Annotated in this window: 25 protein-coding genes; 9 read left to right on the top strand and 16 right to left on the bottom strand. The window is 70.8% G+C overall.

Going from position 1 to position 25,725, the window contains the following annotated elements; translation table 11 throughout:
• Positions 1–4 precede the first annotated feature (4 nt).
• The 5 genes from DA085_RS06130 to DA085_RS06110 all read right to left on the bottom strand — a co-directional run bounded on the left by DA085_RS06130 (position 5) and on the right by DA085_RS06110 (position 5,930).
• Complete coding sequence (locus DA085_RS06130; protein ID WP_109472063.1) at positions 5–1,345, bottom strand: TRAP transporter large permease; 1,341 nt, start codon at positions 1,343–1,345, stop codon at positions 5–7.
• Positions 1,342–2,016 carry a TRAP transporter small permease subunit gene (locus tag DA085_RS06125; protein WP_109472062.1) on the bottom strand — a complete coding sequence of 225 codons (675 nt, stop codon included), beginning with the start codon at positions 2,014–2,016 and terminating at the stop codon, positions 1,342–1,344. Before DA085_RS06125 ends, DA085_RS06130 begins: the two co-directional genes overlap by 4 nt.
• A complete protein-coding gene (gene dctP, locus DA085_RS06120; RefSeq protein WP_109472061.1) occupies positions 2,013–3,119 on the bottom strand; it encodes a TRAP transporter substrate-binding protein DctP in 1,107 nt (368 codons plus the stop codon). The genes DA085_RS06125 and dctP overlap by 4 nt, the downstream gene beginning before the upstream one ends.
• Before the next feature lie 138 nt (positions 3,120–3,257).
• Positions 3,258–4,733: a carboxyl transferase domain-containing protein gene (locus tag DA085_RS06115; protein WP_109472060.1), complete on the bottom strand. Its 1,476-nt coding sequence runs from the start codon at positions 4,731–4,733 to the stop codon at positions 3,258–3,260.
• Positions 4,734–4,742: 9 nt separating this feature from the next.
• On the bottom strand, positions 4,743–5,930 hold the full coding sequence (locus tag DA085_RS06110; RefSeq protein WP_109472059.1) for a CaiB/BaiF CoA transferase family protein: 1,188 nt from the start codon (positions 5,928–5,930) through the stop codon (positions 4,743–4,745).
• 68 nt (positions 5,931–5,998) lie between these two features.
• On the opposite strand from DA085_RS06110, the gene DA085_RS06105 reads away from it, so the two are divergent.
• The 5 genes from DA085_RS06105 to DA085_RS21530 all read left to right on the top strand — a co-directional run bounded on the left by DA085_RS06105 (position 5,999) and on the right by DA085_RS21530 (position 10,362).
• A complete protein-coding gene (locus DA085_RS06105; RefSeq protein ID WP_109472058.1) occupies positions 5,999–6,775 on the top strand; it encodes a FadR/GntR family transcriptional regulator in 777 nt (258 codons plus the stop codon).
• A 58-nt stretch (positions 6,776–6,833) separates the two neighbouring features.
• Positions 6,834–7,541, top strand: coding sequence for a maleylpyruvate isomerase family mycothiol-dependent enzyme (locus tag DA085_RS06100; protein WP_109472057.1), 708 nt, complete (start codon positions 6,834–6,836; stop codon positions 7,539–7,541).
• Positions 7,542–7,602: 61 nt separating this feature from the next.
• Positions 7,603–8,181, top strand: coding sequence for a peroxidase-related enzyme (locus DA085_RS06095; RefSeq protein WP_109472056.1), 579 nt, complete (start codon positions 7,603–7,605; stop codon positions 8,179–8,181).
• A gap of 66 nt (positions 8,182–8,247) precedes the next feature.
• Positions 8,248–9,840, top strand: a complete 1,593-nt coding sequence (locus DA085_RS06090; RefSeq protein WP_337189763.1) for a molybdopterin-dependent oxidoreductase — start codon at positions 8,248–8,250, stop codon at positions 9,838–9,840.
• On the top strand, positions 9,841–10,362 hold the full coding sequence (locus DA085_RS21530) for a hypothetical protein (protein ID WP_237565332.1): 522 nt from the start codon (positions 9,841–9,843) through the stop codon (positions 10,360–10,362).
• Positions 10,363–10,388: 26 nt separating this feature from the next.
• Here the strand turns inward: DA085_RS21530 and DA085_RS06080 are convergent, their stop codons facing one another.
• The 8 genes from DA085_RS06080 to DA085_RS06045 are packed head-to-tail and all read right to left on the bottom strand — an operon-like array spanning position 10,389 to position 18,640.
• On the bottom strand, positions 10,389–11,690 hold the full coding sequence (locus DA085_RS06080; RefSeq protein ID WP_109472055.1) for a TRAP transporter large permease: 1,302 nt from the start codon (positions 11,688–11,690) through the stop codon (positions 10,389–10,391).
• Entirely contained in the window at positions 11,690–12,256 is a 567-nt protein-coding gene (locus DA085_RS06075; protein WP_109472054.1) for a TRAP transporter small permease, read from the bottom strand. Before DA085_RS06075 ends, DA085_RS06080 begins: the two co-directional genes overlap by 1 nt.
• Positions 12,253–13,329, bottom strand: a complete 1,077-nt coding sequence (locus DA085_RS06070) for a TRAP transporter substrate-binding protein (RefSeq protein WP_109472053.1) — start codon at positions 13,327–13,329, stop codon at positions 12,253–12,255. Before DA085_RS06070 ends, DA085_RS06075 begins: the two co-directional genes overlap by 4 nt.
• Positions 13,326–14,375, bottom strand: coding sequence for an LLM class flavin-dependent oxidoreductase (locus DA085_RS06065; protein WP_109472052.1), 1,050 nt, complete (start codon positions 14,373–14,375; stop codon positions 13,326–13,328). The genes DA085_RS06070 and DA085_RS06065 overlap by 4 nt, the downstream gene beginning before the upstream one ends.
• Positions 14,375–15,550, bottom strand: a complete 1,176-nt coding sequence (locus DA085_RS06060; protein WP_109472051.1) for an acyl-CoA dehydrogenase family protein — start codon at positions 15,548–15,550, stop codon at positions 14,375–14,377. Before DA085_RS06060 ends, DA085_RS06065 begins: the two co-directional genes overlap by 1 nt.
• Positions 15,547–16,074 carry a MaoC family dehydratase gene (locus tag DA085_RS06055; RefSeq protein WP_109472050.1) on the bottom strand — a complete coding sequence of 176 codons (528 nt, stop codon included), beginning with the start codon at positions 16,072–16,074 and terminating at the stop codon, positions 15,547–15,549. The genes DA085_RS06060 and DA085_RS06055 overlap by 4 nt, the downstream gene beginning before the upstream one ends.
• 2 nt (positions 16,075–16,076) lie before the next feature.
• A complete protein-coding gene (locus DA085_RS06050) occupies positions 16,077–17,261 on the bottom strand; it encodes a CaiB/BaiF CoA transferase family protein (RefSeq protein WP_109472049.1) in 1,185 nt (394 codons plus the stop codon).
• Positions 17,258–18,640 (bottom strand): MmgE/PrpD family protein, encoded by a 1,383-nt coding sequence (locus tag DA085_RS06045; RefSeq protein ID WP_109472048.1) that lies wholly within the window; start codon positions 18,638–18,640, stop codon positions 17,258–17,260. The genes DA085_RS06050 and DA085_RS06045 overlap by 4 nt, the downstream gene beginning before the upstream one ends.
• Before the next feature lie 120 nt (positions 18,641–18,760).
• Here DA085_RS06045 and DA085_RS06040 point away from each other — a divergent pair, with 120 nt between their 5' ends.
• Positions 18,761–19,546, top strand: coding sequence for an IclR family transcriptional regulator (locus DA085_RS06040; protein ID WP_109472047.1), 786 nt, complete (start codon positions 18,761–18,763; stop codon positions 19,544–19,546).
• A 28-nt stretch (positions 19,547–19,574) separates the two neighbouring features.
• Here the strand turns inward: DA085_RS06040 and DA085_RS06035 are convergent, their stop codons facing one another.
• Entirely contained in the window at positions 19,575–20,423 is an 849-nt protein-coding gene (locus tag DA085_RS06035; RefSeq protein ID WP_109472046.1) for an HpcH/HpaI aldolase/citrate lyase family protein, read from the bottom strand.
• A 191-nt stretch (positions 20,424–20,614) separates the two neighbouring features.
• On the opposite strand from DA085_RS06035, the gene DA085_RS06030 reads away from it, so the two are divergent.
• Positions 20,615–21,868 carry a CaiB/BaiF CoA transferase family protein gene (locus tag DA085_RS06030; protein WP_109472045.1) on the top strand — a complete coding sequence of 418 codons (1,254 nt, stop codon included), beginning with the start codon at positions 20,615–20,617 and terminating at the stop codon, positions 21,866–21,868.
• Between the two features lies 1 nt (position 21,869).
• Positions 21,870–22,691, top strand: coding sequence for an enoyl-CoA hydratase/isomerase family protein (locus DA085_RS06025; RefSeq protein ID WP_109472044.1), 822 nt, complete (start codon positions 21,870–21,872; stop codon positions 22,689–22,691).
• Positions 22,692–22,797: 106 nt separating this feature from the next.
• Here the strand turns inward: DA085_RS06025 and DA085_RS06020 are convergent, their stop codons facing one another.
• Positions 22,798–23,166 (bottom strand): VOC family protein, encoded by a 369-nt coding sequence (locus DA085_RS06020; RefSeq protein ID WP_109472043.1) that lies wholly within the window; start codon positions 23,164–23,166, stop codon positions 22,798–22,800.
• A 93-nt stretch (positions 23,167–23,259) separates the two neighbouring features.
• Positions 23,260–23,841, bottom strand: coding sequence for a tetratricopeptide repeat protein (locus DA085_RS06015; protein WP_109472042.1), 582 nt, complete (start codon positions 23,839–23,841; stop codon positions 23,260–23,262).
• 183 nt (positions 23,842–24,024) lie between these two features.
• On the opposite strand from DA085_RS06015, the gene DA085_RS06010 reads away from it, so the two are divergent.
• Positions 24,025–25,713 (top strand): calcineurin-like phosphoesterase C-terminal domain-containing protein, encoded by a 1,689-nt coding sequence (locus tag DA085_RS06010; RefSeq protein ID WP_109472041.1) that lies wholly within the window; start codon positions 24,025–24,027, stop codon positions 25,711–25,713.
• Positions 25,714–25,725 lie beyond the last annotated feature (12 nt).

Here is a 25,725-nt window from a genome sequence, read left to right as displayed (position 1 = left end):
GTCGCTAATAGAGCATGTTCGGCACGACCATGACGATCTGGGGGAAGATCGAGAACAGGACGATCGCCAGGGACAGCACGAAGATGTAGGGCACGGAGCCGAGCAGGATCTCCTTGAGGGGGATGTGGGGGGCGATGCCCTTGAGGACATAGAGGTTGAGCCCCACCGGTGGTGTGATCAGGCCCATCTCCATGTTGATCGTCATGATGACGCCGAACCAGATCGGGTCGAAGCCCTGCGCGAGGATCATCGGCAGCAGGATCGGCGTGGTCATCACGATGATCGAGACCGGTGGCAGGAAACACCCCATCACGAGCAGGACCAGGTTGATCACCAGGAGCACGACCCAGCGGTTCAGGTCCGCCTCGCTGACCGCCTGGGCCAGGTCCTGCGGGACCCGCAGGTAGCTCAGGACGGTCGCGATCACGGCGGAGAAGGCCGTGATCATCAGGATCATCGTGCTCTGGTTGGTCGACTCGAGCAGGACGTTCATCAGCTGCTTGCCGGTGAGGTCCCGGTAGATCAGGCTCACCAGGATCCAGACCAGCAGCGCGCCGATCGCCGCAGCCTCGCTCGGGGTCGCGATGCCGCGGTACAGCACCACGAGCACGAGGAAGATCAGCAGCGCGAACGGCAGGGTCCTGGCCAGGCTGGCGAAGCGGTAGGCCCACGTGTAGGTCCGCTCCGTGCGCTCCCGCCGGGCCTCCGCGAGGCTTGAGACGTGCTTGGTGACCGCCCGGTCCTGCAGGGTCTGCGCGATGAAGATCCAGACACAGAACATGACCGCGATGAGGAGGCCGGGCACGATGCCGCCGGCGAACAGCTGGCCGATCGACTGCTCGGCCGCGATGCCGTAGAGGATCAGCGTCACGCTGGGCGGGATGAGGATGCCCAGGGTGCCGCCGGCCGCGACCGCACCGGTCGCGATGCGGTCGGAGTAGCCGCGCTTCTCCATCTCCGGCACGGCTACCCGGCCGATGGCGGCCGCGGTGGCCGCGCTGGAGCCGGTCAGGGCGGCGAACAGGGTCGAGGCTGCGACCGAGCTCATCGCCAGGCCGCCGCGGACGCGGGACAACCAGGCCTCGCCCGCCTCGAACAGCTGGCTGCTGGCCTTGGACCCGCCGAACAGGTTGCCCATGAGGACGAAGAGCGGGATCGCCAGCAGGCCGAAGTTGTTGACCGAGTCGTAGGTCATCTTGCCGAACAGCTCGAGCTGCTCCGGCCCCAGGAAGAGCACGATCGAGACCAGCGCGGTGATCGCCAGGGCGAACGCGATCGGCATACCGGTGAGGAACAGGACCATCGCGATGATGCCGATGACCCCGCCCTGGGCGAGGGAGCTCATCGGTCCTCCCGTCCGGGGGCCGGTTTGGTCGTGCGACCCGGGCCCTCGTCCTCGTGCAGGGCGGCCTCGAGCTCGAGGTCGGCCCGGACCTGGGCCAGCTCGCTGGTGCCGGCCATCATCGTGACCGAGGTCAGCGGGATCCGGCCGGTCAGGCCGAGCACGCCCTCCAGGATCATCGCCAGCAGCTGCAGGGCCACGAACAGCATGCCCAGCGGCAGGATCGCATAGGCGATCCAGAGCGGGAACCGGAACGCCGTCGCGGAGCGGAAGTCGTAGAGGTAGGCCTCCTGCCAGTTCAGGTAGGAGGTGACCATGACGACCAGGACCACGCCGAGGCACAGCACCGCGTTGACGATCCGGGCGATCAGTTGCGGCCGCTCGGGGATGGCGTTGACCAGCAGGTCCACGCCGACGTGGGCGTGGTGCTTCAGGCCGTAGGCCGCACCGATGAAGGTGACGAGCATGAGCAGGTAGATCGTGCTCTCGGTCTGCCACACGGTCGGCTGCCGGAAGAAGTAGCGGGTGATGACCGCGTGCGTGGTGATCAGGGTGGCGGCCACGAGCGCGAGGGCGGACAGCCACCCCGAGGCCTCACAGAGCCAGCCGACCCAGCGCACCACCGCGGGAGGTCGCTGCTCCTGCTCCGGCGCGGCCTGGGCGACGGTGCTCATCGGCCCTCGCGGAGCTTCTTGGCCAGGTCGAGCAGCTCCTGCCCACCGTCGACGTTCGCGGCGTAGTCGTCCCACTGCGCCTTGGCCAGCGGCAGCCACGCCTGGAAGTCGGCGTCGGACATGGTGGCGACCTCGACGCCGGCATCCTTGAAGATCTTCTCGACGCGGGCGTCGTCCTCGGCGGAGGCGGTGTAGGCGTACTCCTGCAGGCCCGTGCCGACCTCCAGCACGGCGTCCTGCTGCTCCGCGCAGAGCTTGTCGAACGCCTCGTTGGTGATGACGAGCGGCTCGTACATGAACCAGAAGGTGTGGGTCGTCGGGGAGGTGTAGGAGGTGACCTGCTCCTGCAGGTGGTACGAGGCGAACGAGCCGGTGGAGGTCACCGCCGCGTCCAGGACGCCGGTCTGCATGGCGGTGTAGATCTCCGAGCTCGGCAGCGAGGTGATGCCGGCGCCCGCGTCCTCGAGCATGTGCTCGACGTAGGAGCCCGCGGCGCGCATGGTCATGCCGCCCTCGATGTCCTCCGGCGTGAGGACCGGCTCGCCGCCCTTGACACCGATGGCGCCGGCGTTCCAGACGTTCGTCAGCAGGGTCAGGCCGTTCTCCTTCATGTGGTCGCGGACGGCCTGCCCGATCTCGGCCTCGTCCCAGGCCTGGGCCTCCGCGTGGCTCTGCACGAGCGCCGGCATGAGCGTGATCGACCACTGCGGCACCCGGCCGGAGGCGTAGTCGAGCGGGAAGACCGAGGCGTCGATCGAGCCGGCCATCATGGCGTCGTACTGCTCGGTGGCCTTGGACAGGGTGCTGTTGGGGTAGACGGTCACGGTGACGCTGCCGTCCGTGGCGGTCTCGACCTCCTCGGCGAACTTCTGGGCGACCATCGCCCGGAAGTCGCCCTCGTCGCTGGTGGGCTCCGGCCACTGGTGGGAGAGGCGCAGCGTGGTGTCGCTGCACTCCTGCGCCGCGGCGGCGTCGGCGCTGCTGTCGCTCCCGTCCGCCCCGGCGTCGTTGTCGGCTCCGGAGCCGGGCGCGCAGGCGCTGAGACCGAGCGCGGCCGTGAGGGCGATGGCGGTGGCGAGGCTGCGGGATCGTGTCGAGATCATGGTTTCCTCCGTGGTGGGTCGCTGACCTGGTCAGCGGTGGGTGGGGCGGGGCGGTGCTGCGGTGCGACGGATGGTCGGGACGGTGCTGCGGTATGCCGGATGGTCGGGCGGGGGTGCGGGCTCACCTGGGTCGTGGTCTCACCTCATTCGGCGGTAACGGTCGTGGCGCGCGGTCAGCCGCGCCTGCTGGTCCTGCGACAGCAGCTCGCCCAGGTGCGCCGCGGTCGCGGCCACGACGCGCCGGCAGAACGCCTCCGGCTCCTCGGCCGCGTCCGGCTGCTCGGGCACGATCTCGTCGACGGCGCCCATCGCCAGCAGGTCGACGGCGCGGATGTGGTGCGCCTCGGCCATCTGCGGGGCCCGCGAGCCGTCGCGGTGCACGATGGCGCTCGCCCCCTCGGGCGGAAGGGGTGCGATCCAGCCGTTCTGCGCGCAGACCGTGCGGTCGGCGGGCATGAGCGCGAGGGCCCCGCCACCGGTGCCCTCGCCGAGGATCACCGACACGACCGGGACGGCGACCGTGGCCAGGTTGGCCAGGCAGCGGGCGATCTCCCCGGCCATGCCCCCGTGCTCGGCCTCGGTGGACAGGTCCGCCCCCGGGGTGTCGATCACGGTGATGAGCGGCAGGTCGAGCTCCTCGGCGAGGGCGAACCCGCGCTGGGCCACGCGCAGCGCGGCGGGGCCGAGGTAGGCGGACTGCTGGGCCTGCCGGTCCTGTCCCACCAGCACGCACGAGACGCCGCCCAGGCGCGCCAGACCGAGGATGACGGAGAGGTCGGACTCGCCCGAGCCGGTCCCGCGCAGCGGGATGAACCTGGTGGCGGTGTGGTGCAGCAGCTCGCGCAGCCCGGGGCGGTCGCTGCGCCGGGTGGCCTCGACGGAGGACCACGCGGGCCGGTCCTCCTCGACGCCCGGGGCGACGTGCTGTCCCTCCGGTGCCTGCGGGGTCAGCAGGACGTCGAGCGCGGCGATGGCGGTCTCGCGCAGTCCCTCGATGGGCACCACGCCGTCGATCACGCCCCGTCGGGTCAGGTTCTCGGAGGTCTGCACCCCCTCCGGGAACGGCGTGCCGTGGATGACCTCACGCACCCGCGGGCCGAGGAAGCCGATGAGGGCGCCGGGCTCCGCGACGGTGAGGTGGCCCAGGGAGCCCCACGAGGCGAGGACGCCGCCGGTGGTGGGGTCGCGCAGGTAGACCAGGTAGGGGAGCCCGGCCCGTCGGTGCGCCGCGACGGCCTGGCCGATCTTGACCATCTGGATGAAGGCGGCGGTGCCCTCCTGCATCCGGGTGCCGCCGGACGAGGGGGAGGCGAGCATGGGCAGGCCCTCGAAGGTGGCCCTCTCGAAGGCCCGGGTGAGGCGCTCGCTGGCGGCCGAGCCGATGGACCCGGCCAGGAAGCTGAACTCGGAGGCCGCCACGGCCACCCGGCGCCCGCCGAGGCGGCCCTCACCGGTGACGACGGCCTCGTCCAGCCCGGTGCGGTCGCGCGCACGAGCCAGCTGAGCGGCATACTCCTGCGAGGGGTCCGGCTGCTCGGCCGGGGTGTCCCAGGAGACGAACGAACCGTCGTCCAGCACGGCGGCCAGGACGTCGAGGACGTGGGTGCGGGTCATCGGCGGCTGCTACTCGTCCGCCAGCCACTGCCGGATCTGGTCGCCGTGCTGGTTCAGCAGCGGCGGACTGCCGTGGCCGGTGCGGGTGGTCTCGGCACCGGCGGCGTCGAAGAAGCGAAGCGGGGGACCGGGCAGCTCGACGGGCCCGAGGGTGGGGTGGTCGACCTCGACGACGAGGCCCTGCGAGCGGGTCTGCTCCCACTCGTAGACGTCCTGGAGAGTGCGTACCCGGCCGGACGGAATGCCGGCCCGGTCGAGGCGAGCCAGCAGCTCGGCCTGGTCGAGCGAGGCGAAGGTGGACTCCAGCAGGGCGATCACCTCGTCGCGGTGCACCACCCGCTGGTGGTTCGTCGCCATGGTGGGCGTCGTCGGGTCGAGGCCGAACTCCTCGCACAGCCGGGTCCAGAGCGCCTCGTTGCCGCAGGCGATCTGCACCGCGCCGTCCTGACAGTGGAAGAGCCCGTAGGGGCTGATCGAGGGGTGGTGGTTGCCCTGCGCCCGCGGGACCTCCTGCGCGACGGTCCACCGCGTCCCCTGGAACGCGTGGATGCCGACCAGGGCGGCCAGCAGCGAGGTGCGCACGACCTGGCCGCGGCCGGTGCGCTCGCGCTCCAGGAGGGCGGCGAGGATGCCGTAGGCGCCGTACATGCCCGAGATGAGGTCGCCGATCGGCACCCCCACGCGTTGCGGGTCGTCCGGGCCGGACCCCGTGATCGACATGATCCCCGCCTCGCCCTGGGCGATCTGGTCGTAGCCGGGGCGCTGCCCCTCCGGCCCGTCGTGGCCGAAGCCGGTGATCGACAGGACCACCAGGCGCGGGTTGAGCTCGAACAGGGTCGCGGTGGGGAAGCCGAGCCGGTCCAGGACGCCGGGGCGGAAGTTCTCCATCAGGACGTCGCTGCGGGCGATGAGGTCCGAGAGCAGCTCGCGGCCCTCCGCGGACTTGAGGTCGAGGGAGATCGACTCCTTGCCGCGGTTGCACGACAGGAAGTAGGTGGACACCGCCTCCCCGTCGCTCCCGTCGACGAACGGCGGGCCCCAGGTGCGGGACTCGTCGCCGTGACCGGGTGTCTCGACCTTGATGACCCGCGCGCCGAGGTCGGCGAGCATCATCCCCGCGTGGGGTCCGGCCAGGGCACGGGTGAGGTCCAGGACGGTGAAACCGGTGAGCGGACCGGACTCCGGCGGGTGCGTCATCGCAACTCCTTCGTGGTTCAGTGGCCTAGCCAATAGTCAACTAGTCCATTTGTCAATACGATGAGGGTATGGCGCGAGCGAACGACGACGCCGGCGGCCGTCCGAGGCCCGCCAAGCGTGGGGCCGTGCCGTCCCGCCTGGCCCGGCCACGGCTCTATGAGCAGATCGTCCAGGAGCTCCTGGCCCACATCCGTGAGGAGAACCTCGTGGCCGGCGACAAGCTCCCGCCGGAGCGCGAGCTGGCGCAGGCCCTCGACGTGAGTCGCGCCTCGCTCGCGCAGGCCCTGGTCGCCCTGGAGGTGGTCGGCGTGGTGCAGGTCAGGCACGGGGGAGGCGCCGTGATCCTGGACCGCGCGGCCGAGGACGACCTCCTGCTCCGGGCGGTCCGCGAGCACCGCGACAGCCTGCCCGACATCATCGATGCGCGGTCCGCGCTCGAGGCCAAGTTGGCGGCGCTCGCCGCCGAGCGGCGCATCGCCGAGGACCTGCACGCCATCGACGAGGCCCTCGACCTCATGGCGAGCCAGGTCCACGCCGGGGAGCGGTCGCTCGAGGGTGACCGGGCCTTCCACGAGGCGGTGACGCGGGCGGGTCACTCGGGGGTGCTGGCCCGGTTGATGGCCGAGATCGGCGAGCTCATCCTCGAGACGCGGATCGAGTCCCTGTCGCAACCGGGCCGGCCGGAGGAGTCCCTGCAGCAGCACCGGGCGGTCGCCGAGGCCATCCGTGCGCAGGACCCGATGGCCGCAGCGACGGCGATGACCCGGCACATCGCGACCGTGTCCGACGTGGCGTTCCTCCGGGCGGTCGGCGAGGCCGCAGACCCCGAGGAGGACCCGACATGACGGGCGCGCACCGCGCTGCGGAGCATCAGGCACAGCTGGACACCCAGGAGGAGACGACATGACCGGCTCGCACCGGGCGGCGGAGAACCTCGCCCTGCTCGACACCGAGGACGAGCGGCTCCTCGCCACGCTGGACCGGCTCACCCCCGAGGACCTGCGCCGGGACACCCTGTGCCCGGGCTGGAGCGTGGCGCACGTGCTCACCCACCTGGCGCGCAACGCCGACGCCCTGGGCAACCTCGTGCAGTGGGCCGCGGACGGGCAGGAGCGCCCGGCCTACGGGTCGGAGCAGGCCCGGCGCGACGACATCGAGGCCGGAGCGCGGCGACCGCTGCCGGAGATCCTGGCCGACGTGCGCAGGACGCTGCGGCAGTTCCGGGACGCGGCAGAGGTGCTGCGGGGCCCGGCCGGCGCCGCGACCGTGCGCAGCCGCACCGGCACCGAGGTCACCGGCGCGCAGGTGGTCGCGATGCGCACCCTCGAGGTGGTGTTCCATCACGTCGACCTGCTCGCCGGCTACACCTTCGACGACACCGATCCCGGCTGGGTCGCCCGGACGCTCCGCCGCGGGGTGCGCACCTGGGACGCGGACCCTGACGCTCCCGCCCTGACGCTGCGGCCCGACGACCTGGACCCGCTCGAGCTGCACGGCGGCGGCCCGGAGGTGGCCGGTTCCCCGGCGGCGCTCCTGCTGTGGCTCGCCCGCGGCCGGGACGACGGACTCCGTGCCGGGGTCGATCTCCCGGTGCCACCGGCCTGGGCCTGAGCCGTGGATCTCGGCTCACCCGCGGTGCACCCTCTGCCCGCCACGTGGGTACTGTGCCGCCATGGCTGAGCAGACTCCCGAGATCTCCTTCCTCCCGGTCCCTCCCCGTGACGAGCTGCCGGAGGGGGTGGGTCGGCTGTGGGACAAGTCGCAGGAGGCCTTCGGGTTCATCCCCAACGTCTTCCAGGCGCAGGCCGTCAACGGCGACCAGTTCCTCGCGTGGTGGAACTACTTCAACCTGCTGGTCAACAAGGAGGGCTACCTGACCAACGCCGAGCGGGAGCTCGTCGCGGTCGTGGTCAGCGGGCTCAACCGGTGCACCTACTGCACGATCTCCCACGGGGCCGCCCTGCGCCAGTACTCCGGCGACCCGGTCACCGCAGACCTGGTCGCGGTCAACTGGCGGCAGGCGGACCTGTCGCGGCGCGAGCGCGCGATGGCCGAGTATGCCGAGCTGCTCACCCGGGCGCCCGACGAGGTGGGCCGCGAGGACCTGGAGCCGCTGCGTGAGGTCGGTCTGGGGGACCACGAGATCATGGAGCTGGTCCAGGTGATCGGCATGTTCAACATGACCAACCGCGTCGCGACCGCCCTCGGTTTCGTGCCGAACGAGGAGTACCACTCGCACGCCCGGTCCTGACCTGTCTCCCGTGACCGACCGGTCTCCCGTGACCCAATTCCCAGCCGTCGGTGCCACGATGACCCTGTGAGGAGTCGCTGGGCAGCAGCGCTGGCCGGTGTCGCTGCGGGCGCGGTCACCCTGGCGGTGGCCGAGGTCGGAGCCGCGCTGGTCATGCGCGGCGGTCTCGGCACGGGCACGGCCTCGCCGCTGGTGGCGGTCGCGGGGGCCTTCATCGACCGGACGCCCGCCTGGCTCAAGGACTTTGCGATCCAGACGTTCGGCACCAACGACAAGCTGGCCCTCTTCGTCGGCATGGGCATCGTCCTGACGGGTGTCTGCGCCCTGATCGGTCTGGTGGGCGGGCCTACGAAACCCCTCTCAGAAGACGGGGAGGGCCAACGAAACCACTACGAAAAGGTGGAGCTGGGGCTGTTCGCCGCCGTCGGTGTGGTGGGCGTCCTCGCCGTGGCCGACCGTCCCGACTTCTCCTGGCCGGACGCCCTGCCCACGGTGGTGGGCACGCTCGTCGGCCTGTGGGTCCTGGACCGGCTCTGGCGCCGGCTCGCCCCGGCGACCGCCGCGGCGCCCGCGCCGATGGGCCCGGGGGCCGCGAGCCGTCGCTCGGTCCTCCTCTGGGGAGGTGCGCTGACCGCGGTCGGGGCACTCGGCATACTGGCTGGTCGGGCCCTGAGCCGGGCGGGTGAGGTGGTCGAGGCGGCCCGCACCCGGATCGGCCGGATCCGGGTGGCCGACCCGGTCACCGTCCCCGCCGGTGCCACGCAGGGCGTCGCCGGCCAGACGTCGTACCTCACCCCCAACGAGACCTTCTACCGGATCGACACGGCGGTCACCGTGCCGCAGGTGGACCCCGAGACCTGGCGCCTGCGGGTGACCGGGATGGTCGACCGCGAGATCGAGCTGACCTTCCAGGACCTGCTGGACGCCGAGCTCGTCGAGGCCCTGGTGACGCTGACGTGCGTGTCCAACTACGTGGGCGGCGACCTGGCCGGCAACGCCGTCTGGACCGGGCTGCCCGTCCGCGAGGTGCTGGCCCGCGCGGGGGTGCGGGAGGGCGCCGACATGGTGCTGTCCAGGAGCGTCGACGGGTTCACCGCCGGCACCCCGCTGGAGGCGATGACCGACGACCGCAACGCGCTGCTCGCCGTCGCCCAGAACGGCGAGCCGCTGCTGGCCGAGCACGGGTTCCCGGTGCGGGTCGTGGTGCCCGGGCTCTACGGCTACGTCTCGGCGACCAAGTGGGTGACCGAGCTCAAGGTGACCCGGTTCGACCAGGACGAGGGCTACTGGACGCCGCGGGGCTGGTCGGCGCTCGGACCGGTCAAGACCGCCTCGCGCATCGACGTGCCCCGGCCCGGTGAGCCGGTCGCCGCGGGGGAGGTGGTGATCGCCGGTGTGGCGTGGGCCCAGCACCGCGGCATCGACAAGGTCGAGGTCCGCATCGGTGACGGGGACTGGCAGGAGGCGACCCTCGCGGAGGAGCCGACGATCGACTCGTGGCGGCAGTGGATGCTCACCTGGCCGGCCGAGCCGGGGGAGTATGCCGTGAGCGTGCGGGCCACCGACGGCACCGGCGAGGTGCAGACGCAGGAGAGGGCGATGCCGGCACCCGACGGTGCCACCGGGTGGCACACCATCGATGTGCGCGTCGAGGGCTGAGTGACGGTGACGACGCTGGGGCAGCTGCGCAGGGCGGCTCTCCGGTTGCCCGAGGTCGGCGAGGGCACCCACCACGGGATGATCGCGTTCGCCGTGCGGGGCAGGGGGTTCCTCGCGGTGACCGACGACCGGGTGGTCCAGGTGCAGCTCCCCGACGACCTGGTCGACCGCACCCTCCAGACGCACCCGACCGCAGAGCCGCTGCTGCGGATGGGTGCCCGGGTCGGGGTCGCCGTGCCGCTCGCCGGGCTCGGGGGCCAGGAGCTGAACCAACTGGTCCGCGCCTCGTGGGAGCACGTGGCACCCAAGCGGCTGGTGGCGGCCACCCGGGCGGCAGAGGCCTCGACCGAGCACGGGCTTCCAGCCGGGATCGGGCGGCCGGCGACGCGGGCGCTGCTTGCCGCCGGGATCACCACCCTGGACGAGGTCGCGCAGCGGACCGACGCCGAGCTGCTCGCTCTGCACGGCGTCGGTCCGAGGGCGGTCCGGGTCCTGCGCGAGACGATCGCCGGAGAAGGGTAGGCGACCACCGCCGCCCACCCTGCCGGTCACCGTTGGTTAGGCAGCCACAGCGCGATCTCCGGCACGAAGATGAGGAGCAGGAGCAGCGCGAACTCGATGATGATGTAGGGCACCACACCCTTGAAGATGTCTGCCAGGTCCAGGTCGGGCACGACCGACTTCATCGTGTAGAGGTTGAGCCCGACCGGCGGGGTGATGACGGCCATCTCCAGGTTGACCACGAGGATGATGCCCAGCCACAGCGGGTCATAGCCGAGGGCCACGACGGTGGGCAGCAGGATCGGCGTCACGACGAGCAGCAGCGAGGCGGCGTCGACCAGGCAGCCGAGGAGGACCAGGATCACCATCATGATCAGGATGATGACGATGGGTGCCAGGTCCAGCGCGGTCACGTAGGCCGTGATCTTGTCCGGGACCCGGGCCACGACGAGCATCTGCGTGAAGATGAACGCCGTGCCGACGATGACCATCAGGACCGTGGAGACGAACGTCGTCGCGACCATGGCCGCCTTCATGTTCGCCCAGTTCAGCGCGCGGTAGAACACGCCGACGAGGACGATCGCACCGGCAGCGCCGACAGCGGCGGCCTCCGTCGGGGTCGCCCAACCGGCGTAGATCGACCCCAGCACGAGCAGGATCAGCACCATGGCGGGCGTGATCCGCAGCAGGGACGACATCTTCTCGGCCAGCGTGAACTTCTCCGGAGGGGCCGGTGCCCAGCTGGGCTTCACGACGGCCACGAAGACGACCCACAGGATCATCAGCCCGGACAGCATCAGCCCGGGGACGATGCCTCCGGTGAACAGGTCGGCCACCCCGACGCCGGTCACCGAGGAGTAGAGGATGAACATCAGGCTGGGCGGGATGAGCATGGCGAGGGCCCCGGAGGCCACCACCGAGCCGCTCGCATAGCTGGGCCTGTACCCCCGGTCGAGCATCTCGGGCACGGCCATCCGGCCGACGACCGCGACCGAGGAGATGCTCACCCCGGACATGGCACCGAAGGCAGTCGAGGAGCCGATCGCCGACGCCGCCAGACCTCCGGGAACGCGGCCGAGCCATCGGTAGGCCGCCCGGAACAGGTCGCGACCCAGCCCACTCACGGCGAGGACCTCGCCCATGAAGATGAACAGCGGAGCCGCCATGAGGGAGTAGTTCTGCAGCTGCGACACCAGCGCGATCGGGACCTGGTCCAGTCCGATCAGCCCCTGCATGAAGTACAGGCCCAGCAGTCCGGACACGCCCAGGGAGACGTAGATCGGCACCTTGATCGCGATGAGGACGACGAGCAGGGTCACCGCGAGGACGACGATGAGGTCCGCACTCATCAGGACACCCCCGCACTCGTGAGCGTGTCGACGTCATCTCCCACGGTGCGCCTCCGCCACGGTGAGAACAGGATCACCAGGGCCAGTCCCAGACCGCCGAGGTACACCACGGCATACAGGACCCACATGGGCAGGTTGAAGTTGCCCGACGTGTAGAGGCCGCTGAGGTAGGCGCCGAAGGCGGCCCGGTAGCCGAGCCAGGCCAGCAGCGCTCCGAAGGCCAGGGTGACCAGGCCGTTGACGACGTCGAGCACGCGCTGCACCCGACGCGGGAACCGGCGGTAGACCAGGTCCATGTCGATGTGCCCGTGGATCGCCGCGAGGTGGGGCATCGCGAGCAGGGTCGCCGCCAGGAGTGCTGCTGAGTTCAGGGTGAAGGCCCACTCCGTCGGTGAGGCGAAGAAGTAGCGGGCGATCACGTCATACACCGTCGTGACGGTCATCATGACGATGAGCAGCCCGGCCAGCACCCGGAGCCAGAAGGCCAGGCCGACCACGAGGTGGTCGGCCGTGCCCAGGGCCCGTGCCGGACCGGAACGGACCCTCCCGGTGACGTCGGGGGTCACGCGTTCTGCACCAGTTCGAGGGCCTGGTCGGCGACCGCTGCGTCCTCCATCCGACCCTTCCACCAGTCGACGACACCGGTGGTGGCCTCCTTGAACGCCTGGGTCTGCTGGTCGTCGAGCTCGACGACCTCCAGCCCGGCCTCCTTCATGGCCGGGAAGTACTCCTCGGCGTGCACCTTGAGCTGCGCGGCGGTGCCCTCCTCCTGGTAGGCCTTGGCACCCTCGCTGAGCGCAGTCTTCTCCTCCTCGCCGAGGGCGTCGTACCAGTCCAGCCGGCTGTAGATGTCGACGGAGTACAGACCGAAGTGGCCGGCGGTGCCGAACTTGAGCACGTTCTGCAGGTCGCGGGAGATCACCGTGCCGGGGTAGGAGATCATCCCGTCGATGGTCCCGCGCTCCAGGGCCTCGTAGATCTCGGCCGAGCTCATCGAGATCGGGGCGCCGCCCAGGGCCTTGACCGTCTCGCCCTCGACGTTGCCCGCCGTGCGGATCCTCATGCCCTTCAGGTCGCCGGGCTTGAGGATGGGCTTGTCGACCGTCCAGATGTACTCCGGCGCGGTGGGCATGCTGCCCAGGAGGCGCAGTCCCTTCTTGCCGATCTCCTCGTTGATGAGCGTGAAGAGCTCACCGTCGATGGCCAGCGCCCGCAGCGTCTGGTCGGTGCCCTCGTTGACGAACGGCAGCTCGTAGCACCCGAGGACGGGGTAGGTGGTGGACACGTACGAGCTGGTGGTCAGCGCCAGGTCGCACACGCCACGGGTCAGGCCGGGGATGAGCTGGTCGGCCGCGAGCAGCGTGCCCGAGTCGAACATCTCGAAGGACAGGGCGCCAGCGGAGGCCTCCGTGGCGGTGTCCATCAGCAGGGTGAAGGCGCCGTACAGGTCCTTGTAGGAGGGCGGGATGTAGGTGGCGACCGTGAGGGAGCCGTCCTCCTCCCCGCCGCCTCCGGACGCGGCACCGTCGTCCGGCGTCGTGCCGGTGGTCGGGGCACCGCAGGCCGTGAGGGCTGTGGCCGCTGCCGCGAGCGTCAGGAAACGCCGGCGACCCAGGGTGTTGCTGTGTGTGGTCCTCATGATGAGTCCTTTCCCGTGCTGGTTTCCAGATGTGGCAGGACCTGCTCGGCGAAGAGCTCCATGCTGGAGACCGCCTCCGACTGGGTCATGCCCGGCCACTGCATGCGCAGTAGCAGGTGGGTGGGCTGGGCGGCCGCCTGCAGCGCCCGGATCCGGGCGAGGACGCCCGCCGGGTCACCGATCAGGAAGCGCCCCTGGCGGAGCTGGTCGAACTCCTTGTCGAAGGACTGGCTCTCGGGCAGGATCTGGTCCTGTCCCCACTGCGCGTAGGCCTCGTACTTCACGGCGAGCGACCGGCGGACGACCTCGAGCGCCTGCTCCTCGGTCGGCGCGACGTAGACCTCCTGCATCACCGGGAGGTCGAGGTCGGGGTGCTCGTACTCGGCGCACGCGTCGCGGTAGACCCCGACCTGGTGGGCCAGGTAGTCGTCCTCGACGTGCGCCGCGGCGGCGACCCAGGGCAGGCCGCGCCGGGCGGCCCGGCGGATGGCGGCGTCGGTGTGCGCCGCCATCCAGATCGGCGGGTGGGGCTGCTGCACCGGGCGCAGGGCGACGGGGACGTCATCCAGCCGGACGTGGTCCGCCTCGAACGTCACCCGGTCCTGCGTCCAGAGGGCCCGCACCAGGTCCAGGTTGTCGAGGAAGCGCCGGAGCCGACCCTCTGTCCCCATCCCGAAGGCGGCGAACTCCACGTCGCGGTAGCCCAGGCCCACGCCGAGGGTGAGACGGCCGTCGCTGAGGATGTCGAGCGTCGCGGTCTGCTCTGCGAGGTCGACCGGGTTCTGCAGCGCGAGCAGACTGATCGCCGTGCCCATCCGCATGTCGCCGAGCTCGGGGATGATCCGGGCCAGCACCGCCAGCGGGTGGAGGTACTGGAACGGGTGGGCGAGGTAGTGCTGGGAGGTGAAGACCGAGCCGAAACCAGCGTCCCGGACGAGGCGGACCTGGTCCAGCTGCTCCTCGAAGGCCGGCACCGGGTCGGTGCCCACGGGGAACTGGCTGCACAGCAGCAGCCCCACGTGGAGCGGCGGTGGTGTCGGGGTCATCAGAACGACCTCGGCATCTCGAGCACGTGCTGCCCGACGTAGGAGAGGACGAGGTTGGTGGAGATGGGAGCCACCTGGTAGAGGCGCGTCTCACGGAACTTGCGCTCCACGTCATATTCCGTCGCGAACCCGTAGCCGCCATGGGTCTGCACGCACGCGTTCGCCGCCTCCCAGGAGGCCTCCGAGGTGAGCAGCTTGGCCATGTTGGCCTCCGCGCCGCACGGCAGCCCCGCGTCGAACAGGTCCACCGCCCGCCAGCGCATCAGGTCGGCCGCCTCGATGTTGATGTGGGCGCGGGCGATGGGGAACTGGATGCCCTGGTTCTGGCCGATCGGCCGCCCGAACACGACGCGCTCGCTGGCATAGCGGCTGGCCTTCTCGATGAACCAGCGACCGTCCCCGACGCACTCGGCGGAGACGAGGATCCGCTCGGCGTTCATACCGTCCAGGACGTAGGTGAACCCGCGCCCCTCCTCGCCGATGAGTGCCGAGGCCGGCACCCGCACGTTGTCGAAGAACACCTCGTTGGTCTCGTGGTTGACCATCGTCTCCAGCGGGCGGACCGTGATGCCCTCGACCGTGCGCATGTCCAGCAGGAACAGGGAGAGTCCGTGGGACTTCCGCTCCACCTCGGCGAGGGGGGTCGTACGCGCCAGCAGGAGCATGAGGTCGGAGTGCTGGACCCGGGAGATGAAGACCTTCTGCCCGTTGACGATGTAGTCGTCGCCGTCCCGGACCGCCGTGGTCTGCAGGCTGGTGGTGTCGGTCCCGGCAGTGGGCTCGGTGATCGCGAAGGCCTGGAGCCGGATGGACCCGTCGGCGATGCCCGGCAGGTAGGTGCTGCGCTGCTCCGCGTTGCCGTGCCGCAGCACGGCGCCCATCGTGTACAGCTGGGCGTGGACGGGGCCGGCGTTGGCACCGTTGCGGTTGATCTGCTCCAGGATGACCGACGCGTCGCCCATCTCCAGCCCGAGCCCGCCGTACTCCTCTGGCACCAGGGCACCCAGGGCGCCGGTCTTGGTCAGGGCCGCGACGAACTCCTCGGGGTAGCTGCGCGTGCGGTCGAGCTCACGCCAGTACTCGTTCGGGTAGTCCGCGCAGATCTGGTCGACGAGGCTGCGCAGGTCGCGTCGCAGCTCGTTGTCGGAGCCGATCTGGACAGTCGGTGCGGTCATGCCTGGACCTCCGGTAGGGGCGTGGTGGGGACCGTCGAGGGAGCGGTGGCTCGCGGTCCGAAGCCCTGCCGGTAGACCATGACCTTGCGCTCGAAGCTGACCACGACCTCTGCACGCTGGTTGTAGCCCTCGGTGTAGACGTGCACGATCCCGATCTCGGGTCGGGACCTCGACTCCCGCTTGCCGAGCACCTTGGACCGGCTCTTGAGGGTGTCGCCCTCGAACACCGGACGCGGCAGCGAGATCTTGTCCCACGCCAGGTTGGCGAAGACGTTCTGCGAGATGTCGGGCACCGTCTGCCCGGTGACCAGGGCGAGGGTGAACGCGGAGTTCATCAGCGGCTTGCCGAACTCGGTGTGCGAGGCGTACTCGTGGTCGAAGTGGATGGGCGCCGTGTTCTGGGTGAGCAGGGTGAACCAGATGTTGTCCGTCGTGGTCACCGTCCGCCCGAGCACGTGTTCGTAGACGTCCCCCACCTCGAAGTCCTCGAAGAACCGTCCGGTCCACCCGGGTTTTGTCGTCATGCTCAGGCCTCCTCGGCTGTTGGGTTGATCGTGTCGAGCCAGGCCAGGACCTGGGTGGTGTGCTCGCCGGGGGCCGGGACGGCGCCCAGCTCTGGTGGGGTGCCGTCGGGCGCGGTCGGGAGCCACGGGGGCAGCAGGGTGCGCACGGTCCCGACCGGGCTGGGCGTGGGCACCCACCGGTTGCGGGTGGTGATCTGCTCGTGCTCGGCGAGGTCCGCGATGCTGTTGAGTCGCGCCTGGGCGATGTCCGCCTTCGTCAGCAGGGCCTGGACGTCCGCCACGGGCATGGGGCTCAGCCGGGCGATGATGAGGGCCTCCAGCTCCTCGCGGTGCTCCATGCGTGTGGCGTGCGAGTCGAAGCGCGGGTCGTCGGCCAAGTCCGGACGCTCGAGGACGGTCTCGCAGAAGCGGCGCCACTCCCGGTCGTTCTGGACGGCGAGGAGCACCAGGCCGTCGGCGGCGGGGAAGGACCCGTAGGGCACGATCGTCGCGTGGCGCGCGCCGGTCCGGGCCGGCTCGGTGCCGCCGTAGTCGGCGTAGTAGAGCGGGTAGGCCAGCCACTCCGCGAGGGTGTCGAACATGGCGATGTCGACGGGAAGTGCCTGACCCGTGTGGTCGCGGTGGCGCAGCGCCGCCAGGATGCCGGTGCAGCACTGCGACCCGGCCGAGATGTCGGCGATGGAGATGCCGACCTTGGCCATCACGTCACCGTCTCCCGTCAGGGAGATGAGCCCGGCCTCGCCCTGGATGAGCAGGTCGTAGGCCTTGGCGGACGCCAGGGGGCCTGTCGTCCCGTAGCCGGTGATCGCGCAGGCGATGACGTGCGGGTGGCGGCGCTGGACGGCCGCCGGGTCCAGGCCGGCCCGTTGCGCGGCACTGGGGGACAGGTTCTGGACGAAGACGTCCGCCTGCGCCAGCAGGCGCTCCAGCACCTCTCTGCCCTCCGGGGACTTCAGGTCGAGCTCCACCGACTCCTTGCCGCGGTTCAGCCACAGGAAGGCGCTGGACATGCCGTGCACCGTGTCGTCGTAGCCGCGGGCGAAGTCACCCCCGCCGGGGCGCTCGATCTTGAGGACCCGGGCTCCCAGGTCGGCGAGCTGGCGGGTGGTCAGGGGTGCGGCGACGGCCTGCTCGACAGCCACCACGACCAGCCCCTCGAGGGGGCGGGGGGTCGGTGTCGTCGTCATCGGCTGCCGACCGTCGCGCGGTCGGGCCCGGTGACCAGCGCGCGCAGCGGGCTGAGTGCCTCGCGCAGCGAGGTGGCACCGCGCAGGTGGCGCAGGGACTCGTAGGCGGAGCCGCCGAGGGCCTGGTCGAGACCGACGAACGTCAGACAGTCGTCGAACTTCGCTCGCAGGTCCGCCTCGTCGACGGGGCGCGAGGCGTGGCCGCGCGCACGGTCCACCCGACGGGTGAGGACGTCACCGGACGTGGTGCGCACCTGCACCACGGCGAAGGCGCCCGAGGCAGGGCCACCCACCGGGGGTGTCGGGTCCTCCCTCTTCGTGACCTTGCGCAGGAGCGCCTGGGCCTCCGGACGGCCGACCTGGCCGTCGGTGAAGGAGTCGAGGATCAGGTGGCCGTCGAGCAGGGCGGCGGCCATCGCATACTCCATGCTGAACTTGCCCTGCAGTCCGCTCACGGGACGGGAGTGGATCAGTGGTGCCAGGCCGCCCGGCATCACCGTCACCGTGACGTCCGCGACCTGGTCTGCGGAGAGTCCCTCCTGCCGCAGCTCGAGGGCGGCATCGGCGGCGCAGTGCAGGTAGTAGCAGCACGGGTAGAGCTTGACGTTGAGCCCGGCGGCGTCGGCACCGGGCGGCAGCTCCCGTGAGGTGCGCCCCACGCCGTGGTGCAGGGCCAGGAAGCCGAGCGGCCCCTCCAACTGGTCGGGGTCCGCGGTGAAGCCGCCCGCGGCCAGGCTCGCGGCCAGCACGGCACTGCGTGCAGCGACACCGGCATGCAACGGCTTGGTCATCGTGCCGAAGTTCTGACGACTGCCACCCGCGAGGGAGCCGGCGATGCCGAGGGCGTGCCGGGTCTGTGCCAGGTCCAGCCCCATCAGCCTGGCCAGGCCCGCCGTGGCCCCCACCGTGCCGACCGTGCCGGTGGCGTGCCAGCCCTTGGCGTAGTGGCCCGTGATGCCCAGCTCGGCCGCCAGGTCACGGCAGGCGAACAGGCCGACGTCGAACGCCTCGAGGATCTCCTCGCCGGAGAGGTCGCGCTCCTCGCCGACCGCGAGCAGTGCGGGGAGGAGGACGGTGCTGGGATGGCCGATCATCGCGTCATCGACGTCGTCGTAGTCGAGGGCGTGCCCGGCGAGCCCGTTGAGGAGGGCCGCGTGCTGGGCGTCCGTCCCGCCGCCGGTCGTCCACAGCGTGGCCGGGCCGGCTGACCCGGTGCCCACGGAGGCCAGGCCGGTCGTGAGGGTCAGGTCGCGGCGTGCCGCGAGGCTGGCCGCGATCGTGTCCACGACGGCCCGCTCGGCCAGGTCGAGGGCGCGGGAGCGGTCCTGCGGTGCCCGGCCCTGCACGTGCTCAGCCAGGTAGTGCGTGTAGCCAGTCATGGCCACGACCTCCTTGTCGTACGTTCCACCAGGCGGCACGGCGTGCTAGCCTCCGGTACGGAGCACCGTAATAGGCGCATCGCGGATGCACAAGAGGTAACGGACAAACCCGGAGGAAACATGACCAAGGTCGGGGGATCGGTGGGGGCGGGGGACGGGGTGCGGTCGGTCCTGAACGCGCTGGCGGTCCTGGAGACCCTCGCGGCACGGCAGCCGATCGGGGTGTCCGAGCTGGCGCGTGAGGTCGAGCTGCCCAAGTCCTCGGTCCAGCGGACCCTGCGCACCCTGGACCAGGCCGGCTGGGCAGAGCCCGACGGGTCAGCGGGTGTCCGGTGGCGCCTCACCCGGAAGGTCTTCCGGGTCGGGCTGTCCGGCTCGATCGTCAAGACCCTGCCCGAGGGGGCCAGGCGACACCTCACCACGCTGCGTGACACCTACCGGGAGACGGTCCACCTCACGGTCGCGGACGGTGACCACGTCATCGTCATCGCCCGCGTCGACGGGACGAACTCCCTCCGCACCTTCCTCGAGGTCGGCACCCAGGCGCCCATCCTCAACAGCGCCGGTGGCCGGGCCATCCTGAGCAGGATGCCACCGGAGGTCACCGAGGAGCTGCTGGCCCAACCCGTGCAGGCACACACCCCGGCCACGATCACGGACGGTCAGGCGATCCGGGACCAGGTGGCCACGGCGCGCGCACGGGGGTACGCGACCAACGAGGCGGAGTGGCGCAACGACATCGCGGCCGTCGCGGCCCCGATCGTCGCTCCGGACGGTGAGGTCTTCGGCGCCGTGTCGCTGTCGATGCCGTCGAGTCGCTACCAGACGCTGGACATCCCCGCGGTGGGGGCGGACGTCGCGGCCATCTGCGCTCAGATCGCCGCGTCGGTGCACTACCGGTTGTGACGCAGCCGAATGACTTGCTGTCGGTGCACTACCGGTTGTGACGCAGCAGGATGGCCTGCGCCTGAGCGACCACCGGAGCGTCCACCATGGCGCCGTCCACCTGCACGGCACCGCCGGACTCGGCCGCGCGCACGACCTCACGCGCCCAGTCCACCTGCTCGGGCGTGGGGGCGAAGGCGGCATGCGTCCCGGCCACCTGGCGGGGATGGATGAGGAACTTGCCGGTGAACCCCAGCTCTCGGGCGTGGGCAGCGTCGGCCGCCAGAGCGCCGTCGTCGTTGAACTGGGCGGTCACCCCGTCGAAGGGGCCGGTGAGTCCACCGAGGCGGGACGCGAGCACCACGGCGCTCCGGGCGCTCAGCATCGCGGTGTGCGTGCCCTCGGCCCCGATGTCGACCGAGTAGTCGAGGTGGCCGAAGCCGAGCCGCGCGACTCCTGGCACTGCTGCCAGTTCGGCCGCACGCGAGAGGCCGAGGGCCGTCTCGATCAGCGCGATGACCGGGGCCTCCAGGGCCTCCGCCGTGGCGCGCACGGCCGCGGGGTCCTCCGCCTTCGCCAGGAGCACGGCGACCACGCCGGGCACACCGACGAGGGCCTGCACATCTGCCGCGTGGTCAGGTGACTCCGCCGGGTTCACCCGGACACAGGCTCGGGCGCCGCTGCGCAACCAGTCCGTGACCGAGGTGCGGGCGAGGTCCTTCTGGGGCGCGGCCACCGCGTCCTCGAGGTCGCAGACCACGAGGTCGGTCCCGCTCGCCACAGCCTTGGTGAAGCGGTCGGGCCGGTCTCCGGGGACGAACAGTGCGGACCGTGCGAACCGGATGTCCTCACCGCTCGTCGTGGTGCCGGACCCGTCGTTCTCGGGGTTCGTGTGCATGCTCAGGCGACTCACCTCCAGTGTGGTTCCAGGAGGGTAGCGTGCGGGCCGCCGGTGCCGGCGAGGGCGTCCCCGACGCCGGAGCCTCGGTGCCGACCGCGGGCCGGTGCACGGGTATCTTGGCGGCTACCCAGACCAGGAGCCTCCGTGTCCACCGCCTCCCGCGCACACGGAGCCGCAGAGAGGACCGCATGTCTACAGCCCCGGAACCATCCGCGACCGTCGAGGGCGGAGGTCGTGGTCCGCTCGACGGCATCCTCGTCGTCGACCTGAGCCGTGCGCTCTCGGGGCCCCACGCCGGGATGATGCTGGGTGACCTGGGCGCGCGCGTCATCAAGGTCGAGGAACCAGCCGGTGGGGACCAGTCCCGGGCGTGGGGGCCGTTCGTCGGCGGCGAGAGTGGGGAGAGGGGCACCTCGACCTACTTCCTGTCGTGCAACCGCAACAAGGAGTCCATCGCGCTCGACCTCAAGGACGGCGACCAGCGGGAGACGCTGGAGGCGCTGCTACGTCGCGCCGACGTGCTGATCGAGAACTTCCGCCCGGGCGTCATGGAGCGGCTGGGGCTCAGCACGGACAGGCTGCTGGAGCTGAACCCCGGACTGGTCGTCCTGTCGATCTCCGGGTTCGGGCACGACGGGCCCGAGAGCACCCGCCCGGGATATGACCAGATCGCCCAGGGAGAGGGCGGCCTGATGTCCATGACCGGGAGCAGCGCGGCTGATCCCCAGCGGGTCGGCGTGGCTATCAGCGACGTGCTCGCCGGGATGTACGGGGCCTACGGCGTGGCCAGTGCGCTGGTGGAGCGTGCCCGCACCGGGCGCGGCCAGGTCGTGCGGACGTCCCTGCTCGCCTCGGTCGTCGGCGTCCACGCCTTCCAGGGGACGCGGTGGTCGGTGGCCGGTGAGCTGCCCGTGCCGATCGGCAACCACCACCCGCTGATCGCGCCCTACGGTCTGTTCCGTTGCGCGGACGGGGCCGTGCAGATCGCCTGTGGGACGGACCGGCACTGGGTCAGTCTCTGCGGGGTCCTGGGACTCGACCCTGACGCGGACGGCTTCGGCGACAAGACCGAACGGGTCGCCCGGCGGGACGAGCTGGCCACGAGGATCGAGGAGGTGCTGGCGCACCGCACCGGGGAGGAGGTGCTGGGGGAGCTCAGCGCCGTCGGGGTCCCCGCGGGGCGGGTGCGCAACCTGCAGGAGGTGTATGCGTGGGAGCAGACGCGCTCCCAGGGCCTGGTGGTCGAGGTCGACCACTCGAGCCTCGGCCCGATCGAGCTGCCCGGGCCGCCGCTGCGGTTCTTCTCACCAGGACCCGACGGAGAGGTCGAGACGACGCGTGTGACGCACCGCCCGCCGCCCGTGCTGGACGCGGACGCCGCGGCCCTGCGCGAGTGGCTGGACGCCGACCCGGCACAGCCTGCCGAGCGGACAGGGGCCTGACATGGGTCAGGTGACTGACGCGGTGGACGTGATCGGCGGTGCAGGGCAGGCTCCCGAGGGAGACGTGGTCTGCGCCGTTGCGGATGACGTGGCCACGCTGACCCTCACGCGGCCACGGAAGCACAACGCGCTGACGAACCACATGTGGCTGGCCCTCACGCAGCACGTGGAACGACTCAACGAGGACCCCGCGGTGCGCCTCATCGTCGTGCGCGGGCACGGAGACGTGTTCTCTGCCGGAGCAGACCTGGCGGAGGTGGCGGCAGCGTGCGGCGACGAGGCCGAGGCAGTGGCCTTCTGCCGCCGTGTGGTCGACGCGCTGCTGGCGCTCGCCTGCTCGCCCAAGCTCACCGTGGCGGCCCTGTCCCACCACGTGACGGGTGGTGGGGCGGAGCTCGCGCTGGCCTGCGACGTGCGCGTGGCCGACAGCACCGTGCTCTTCCAGATCCCCGTGGCCAGGTTGGGACTCGTCCCCGACCGGCTGACCGTGCGCCGCCTGCTCCAGATCGGAGGACCGGGAGCCGCGCGCTCGGTGCTGTTGCTGTCCCGACAGCTCGATGCCGAGGCGCTCCACCGGCTGGGCCTGATCGACGAGCTCGTCGGTCCGGGCGAGCTCGACCAGGCCCTCGCTGCCGTCCTCGACACACTGCGCCTGAACTCCGAACTCGCGGTCCGGACGACCAAGCAGATCCTGCTCGACGAGGAGGGGGTCGGCTCACCGGAGGACCTCATCGCCGAGTTCGTCGCCTCACTGATGGGGGGCGACGTGGGCGAGCGCGCGCAGCAGCTCCTCAGGCGCACGGCCAACCGAGCCGGGGCCTGAGCCTTCGCGCGGGGCCCCGGCGGCTCGGCCCTCCGTGCTGCTCCTCCCGCCTCGGCCCTCCGTGCCGGTCGTCCCGGCTCAGCCCTCTGAAACCGGCTGTCCCGGCTCAGCCCTCCGTGCTGGTCGTCCCCTCGTAGAGACCGATGTGGTTGCCGTCAGGGTCCTCGAGGATGGCCCACCAGCTCGTCTCGCTGATCGGGCTCTTGTCCATGACGACCTTGCCGCCCTGCTCCTGTGCCTTGGCGAGGGTCTCCTCGATCGAGTCCACCTCGACATAGGAGCGTGGCTGCGTGAACCCCTCATCGCGCGGTGCCAACCCACCGCCGCTGATCTGGTTGGGCGCCTGCCACATGGGGTAGCCCTCGAAGCCGGGCACCTCGGCGATCTGCCACCCGAACAGGCCGCTGTAGAAGCCCTTGGCCCGCTCCATGTCTCCGACCGGGATGTCGATGTGCGTGATGTCTCCGTGTGGCATCGGGTCCTCCTGAACTCGGGACGGCCGCGGATCGACCGCTGACTCCCACTCTGGCACCGGGCGCCGACAGTGTCACGGGGCAATGCGTACGGGTCAGTCCCCGTCCGCATACGCCGCGCGGACGGAGAGGCCCACCTCGTCATACTCATCCGGTGCCTGGCCCATCGCCTGGCGCACGCGCAACCGGCCGTTGCAGAGCAGATCGATCCCGCCGTCGGAGATCCCGTCGTGCCGTTCCGCCTGCTCCAGGCCGCGGTTGTACCAGCCGAGGGCGCGCAGATGATCCCCGCGTTCGTGCCAGGCCTCACCGAGGAGGAGGTAGGCCGACACCTCCTGTGGGCGGCTGCGGCGCAGCTCCCGCTCCAACGGCAGGGCCTCGTCGACCCGGCCCTTTCTGATGAGCAGGCTGGTCAGGAAGACGCGCGGCTGAAGGTCCTCGGGCGCGAGGTCCGCCGCCTGCCGGAAGGCGCGTTCGGCGGCCTCGTCGTCCTCGCCGTACTCGAAGTGCTGGCCGGCGAGCAGCAGCAGGTGCACCGGCAGGGGCTCGTCCTCGGGGTGCGGGTCGGCTGCCCAGGACACGAGCCTGGTGGCAAACGCCTTCGCCACCGCCGGCGAGGCATCGGCGTGCTCGAGGTCGAGCTCGAGCAGGTCGGCGTCGGTCAACGGTTCCCGCATGGTGCCCACGGTAGCGAGGGAGCTGCCGCAGCGCCGACCGGTGGGTGGTCACATACCAAGCCCATGCCCACCGGACGTTCCAGGTTTGGGCAAGTGTGCGGCGTTGGTCTCGCGCGGTTCACCTCCGCGCTGGGCAACCTCCTTACCTTGCGGGGTATCACCCCCGACTGAAGGAGCCCCCTCGTGCGCCGAACACGCGCCTCTCTCGCTGTGGCGGTCACCCCGCTGCTGTTCCTGCCCGTGGTCCCTGCTCTGGGGGACACCACCGAGACCGAGACCACCACGGGTGTCGTCTTCCACGATGCTGACGGTGACCGGGTCCGCGACGCCGGCGAGGAGGGGATCGCAGGCGTCCTCGTCTCCAACGGCACGGACATCGTCCGGACCGACGCCGAGGGGGCCTACAAGCTGTCCGTCGATGACCAGACCACGATCTTCGTCACCAAGCCCAGCGGGTGGATGGTGCCGGTCGACGACCAGAACCTGCCGCAGTTCTACTACAACCACTACCCCAACGGCTCACCGGTCGAGCTGCGCTACGGCGGGGTGGAGCCCACCGGTCCGCTGCCGGAGTCGGTCGACTTCGCGCTGCGCCCGCAGGACGAGTCCGGCGAGTTCACCTCGCTGACGTTCGCGGACCCGCAGACCTCGACCAGGGCCCAGATCGACATGATGGGCAAGGACGTCGTCGCCGAGCTCGAGGGCAGTGACGCGTTGTTCGGTCTCACCGTCGGTGACGTCATCAACGACCCGCTGGACCTGTTCGACTACCACAACGACACCGTTGCCCGGATCGGCATCCCGTGGTGGAACCTGCCGGGCAACCACGACATGGACTACGACGCCCCCTCCGATGCCAACGCGACCGACACGTTCATCCAGCACTTCGGCCCGACGAACTACTCCTTCAACTACGGCGACGTGCACATCATCGCCCTCGACAACGTGGAGAAGAAGGGGGCAGCGCGCGGCTACATCGGCGCGCTGTCCGAGGACCAGCTCGCCTGGATCGAGAAGGACCTCGCCGAGGTGCCCGACGACACACTGATCGTGATCGCGGCCCACATCCCGCTGGTCAACGAGGCCATGCTCGACGCGGCCGGCAACAACACGCTGCGGCGCGAGCAGCTGTTCGACCTGCTCGAGGACCGCCCGCACCTCTACTCGATCGCGGGGCACGACACGTCCAACAGCTGGCAGACCGACATCGACTCCCGGTGGGGGTTCGACGGCGAGGTGCCGTTGCACCACCAGACACTGGCCGAGGTGCGCGGTGCGGGCTGGAATCGGGGCCCGCTCGATGAGCGGGGCGTCCGCCAGGCCGACATGGCCGACGGCACCCCCAACGGCTACTACACGATGACCTGGGACGGCGCGGAGGTCACCCCGCAGTACAAGCCGGCCAGCCTGCCGGCGGACTTCCTCATGCGGATCGGCTTCGAGGACGACAACCGGTCCTATGTGCCGGGTGGACCCAGCGGCTCGGGCGACTTCGAGGAGCCGGTCGTGTGGCACCCCCGCGAGATCTCGGGGAGTGACGACGAGAACGACCTGCACCCGCGCGTGGAGGTCAACGTCTTCGACGGCGGTGCCCGCAACGTGGTGGAGATGAGCGTCGACGGTCGTCCGTTCACCACGATGACCCACCTGGAGCCCACGACCGACGACTACCTCACGGCACTGCACGAGAAGTATGCCGGGACGCCCGACGACCCCGGGACACCCGAGTGGAACTCCTCGCACCTGTGGAGTGCCGCGCTTCCCGGCGACCTGGCACCCGGCACCCACGAGGTCACGGTGCGCAGCACCTCCGCGTGGGGCCAGGTGAGCGAGCGGACCTCGGAGTTCACGATCCGCAGCGGTCGCCCCTGAGAACCCGGCCCT

Origin of the sequence: Ornithinimicrobium cavernae (assembly GCF_003121625.1) — a bacterium.
Taxonomy (GTDB): Bacteria; Actinomycetota; Actinomycetes; order Actinomycetales; family Dermatophilaceae; genus Ornithinicoccus; species Ornithinicoccus cavernae.
Note: the sequence above shows the minus strand (reverse complement) of the source record. Positions and strands in the feature narration are given on the sequence as shown.

Coding starts and splice junctions, on each gene's coding strand:
- DA085_RS06050 (WP_109472049.1), bottom strand. CDS start 17,261: ATGACGACGACACCGACCCCCCGCCCCCTCGAGGGGCTGGTCGTGGTG.
- DA085_RS06015 (WP_109472042.1), bottom strand. CDS start 23,841: ATGCGGGAACCGTTGACCGACGCCGACCTGCTCGAGCTCGACCTCGAG.
- dctP (WP_109472061.1), bottom strand. CDS start 3,119: ATGATCTCGACACGATCCCGCAGCCTCGCCACCGCCATCGCCCTCACG.
- DA085_RS06125 (WP_109472062.1), bottom strand. CDS start 2,016: ATGAGCACCGTCGCCCAGGCCGCGCCGGAGCAGGAGCAGCGACCTCCC.
- DA085_RS06105 (WP_109472058.1), top strand. CDS start 5,999: ATGGCGCGAGCGAACGACGACGCCGGCGGCCGTCCGAGGCCCGCCAAG.
- DA085_RS06130 (WP_109472063.1), bottom strand. CDS start 1,345: ATGAGCTCCCTCGCCCAGGGCGGGGTCATCGGCATCATCGCGATGGTC.
- DA085_RS06035 (WP_109472046.1), bottom strand. CDS start 20,423: ATGCACACGAACCCCGAGAACGACGGGTCCGGCACCACGACGAGCGGT.
- DA085_RS06115 (WP_109472060.1), bottom strand. CDS start 4,733: ATGACCCGCACCCACGTCCTCGACGTCCTGGCCGCCGTGCTGGACGAC.
- DA085_RS06065 (WP_109472052.1), bottom strand. CDS start 14,375: ATGACCCCGACACCACCGCCGCTCCACGTGGGGCTGCTGCTGTGCAGC.
- DA085_RS06025 (WP_109472044.1), top strand. CDS start 21,870: ATGGGTCAGGTGACTGACGCGGTGGACGTGATCGGCGGTGCAGGGCAG.
- DA085_RS06030 (WP_109472045.1), top strand. CDS start 20,615: ATGTCTACAGCCCCGGAACCATCCGCGACCGTCGAGGGCGGAGGTCGT.
- DA085_RS06040 (WP_109472047.1), top strand. CDS start 18,761: ATGACCAAGGTCGGGGGATCGGTGGGGGCGGGGGACGGGGTGCGGTCG.
- DA085_RS06080 (WP_109472055.1), bottom strand. CDS start 11,690: ATGAGTGCGGACCTCATCGTCGTCCTCGCGGTGACCCTGCTCGTCGTC.
- DA085_RS06110 (WP_109472059.1), bottom strand. CDS start 5,930: ATGACGCACCCGCCGGAGTCCGGTCCGCTCACCGGTTTCACCGTCCTG.
- DA085_RS06095 (WP_109472056.1), top strand. CDS start 7,603: ATGGCTGAGCAGACTCCCGAGATCTCCTTCCTCCCGGTCCCTCCCCGT.
- DA085_RS06070 (WP_109472053.1), bottom strand. CDS start 13,329: ATGAGGACCACACACAGCAACACCCTGGGTCGCCGGCGTTTCCTGACG.
- DA085_RS06100 (WP_109472057.1), top strand. CDS start 6,834: ATGACCGGCTCGCACCGGGCGGCGGAGAACCTCGCCCTGCTCGACACC.
- DA085_RS06045 (WP_109472048.1), bottom strand. CDS start 18,640: ATGACTGGCTACACGCACTACCTGGCTGAGCACGTGCAGGGCCGGGCA.
- DA085_RS06060 (WP_109472051.1), bottom strand. CDS start 15,550: ATGACCGCACCGACTGTCCAGATCGGCTCCGACAACGAGCTGCGACGC.
- DA085_RS06055 (WP_109472050.1), bottom strand. CDS start 16,074: ATGACGACAAAACCCGGGTGGACCGGACGGTTCTTCGAGGACTTCGAG.
- DA085_RS06020 (WP_109472043.1), bottom strand. CDS start 23,166: ATGCCACACGGAGACATCACGCACATCGACATCCCGGTCGGAGACATG.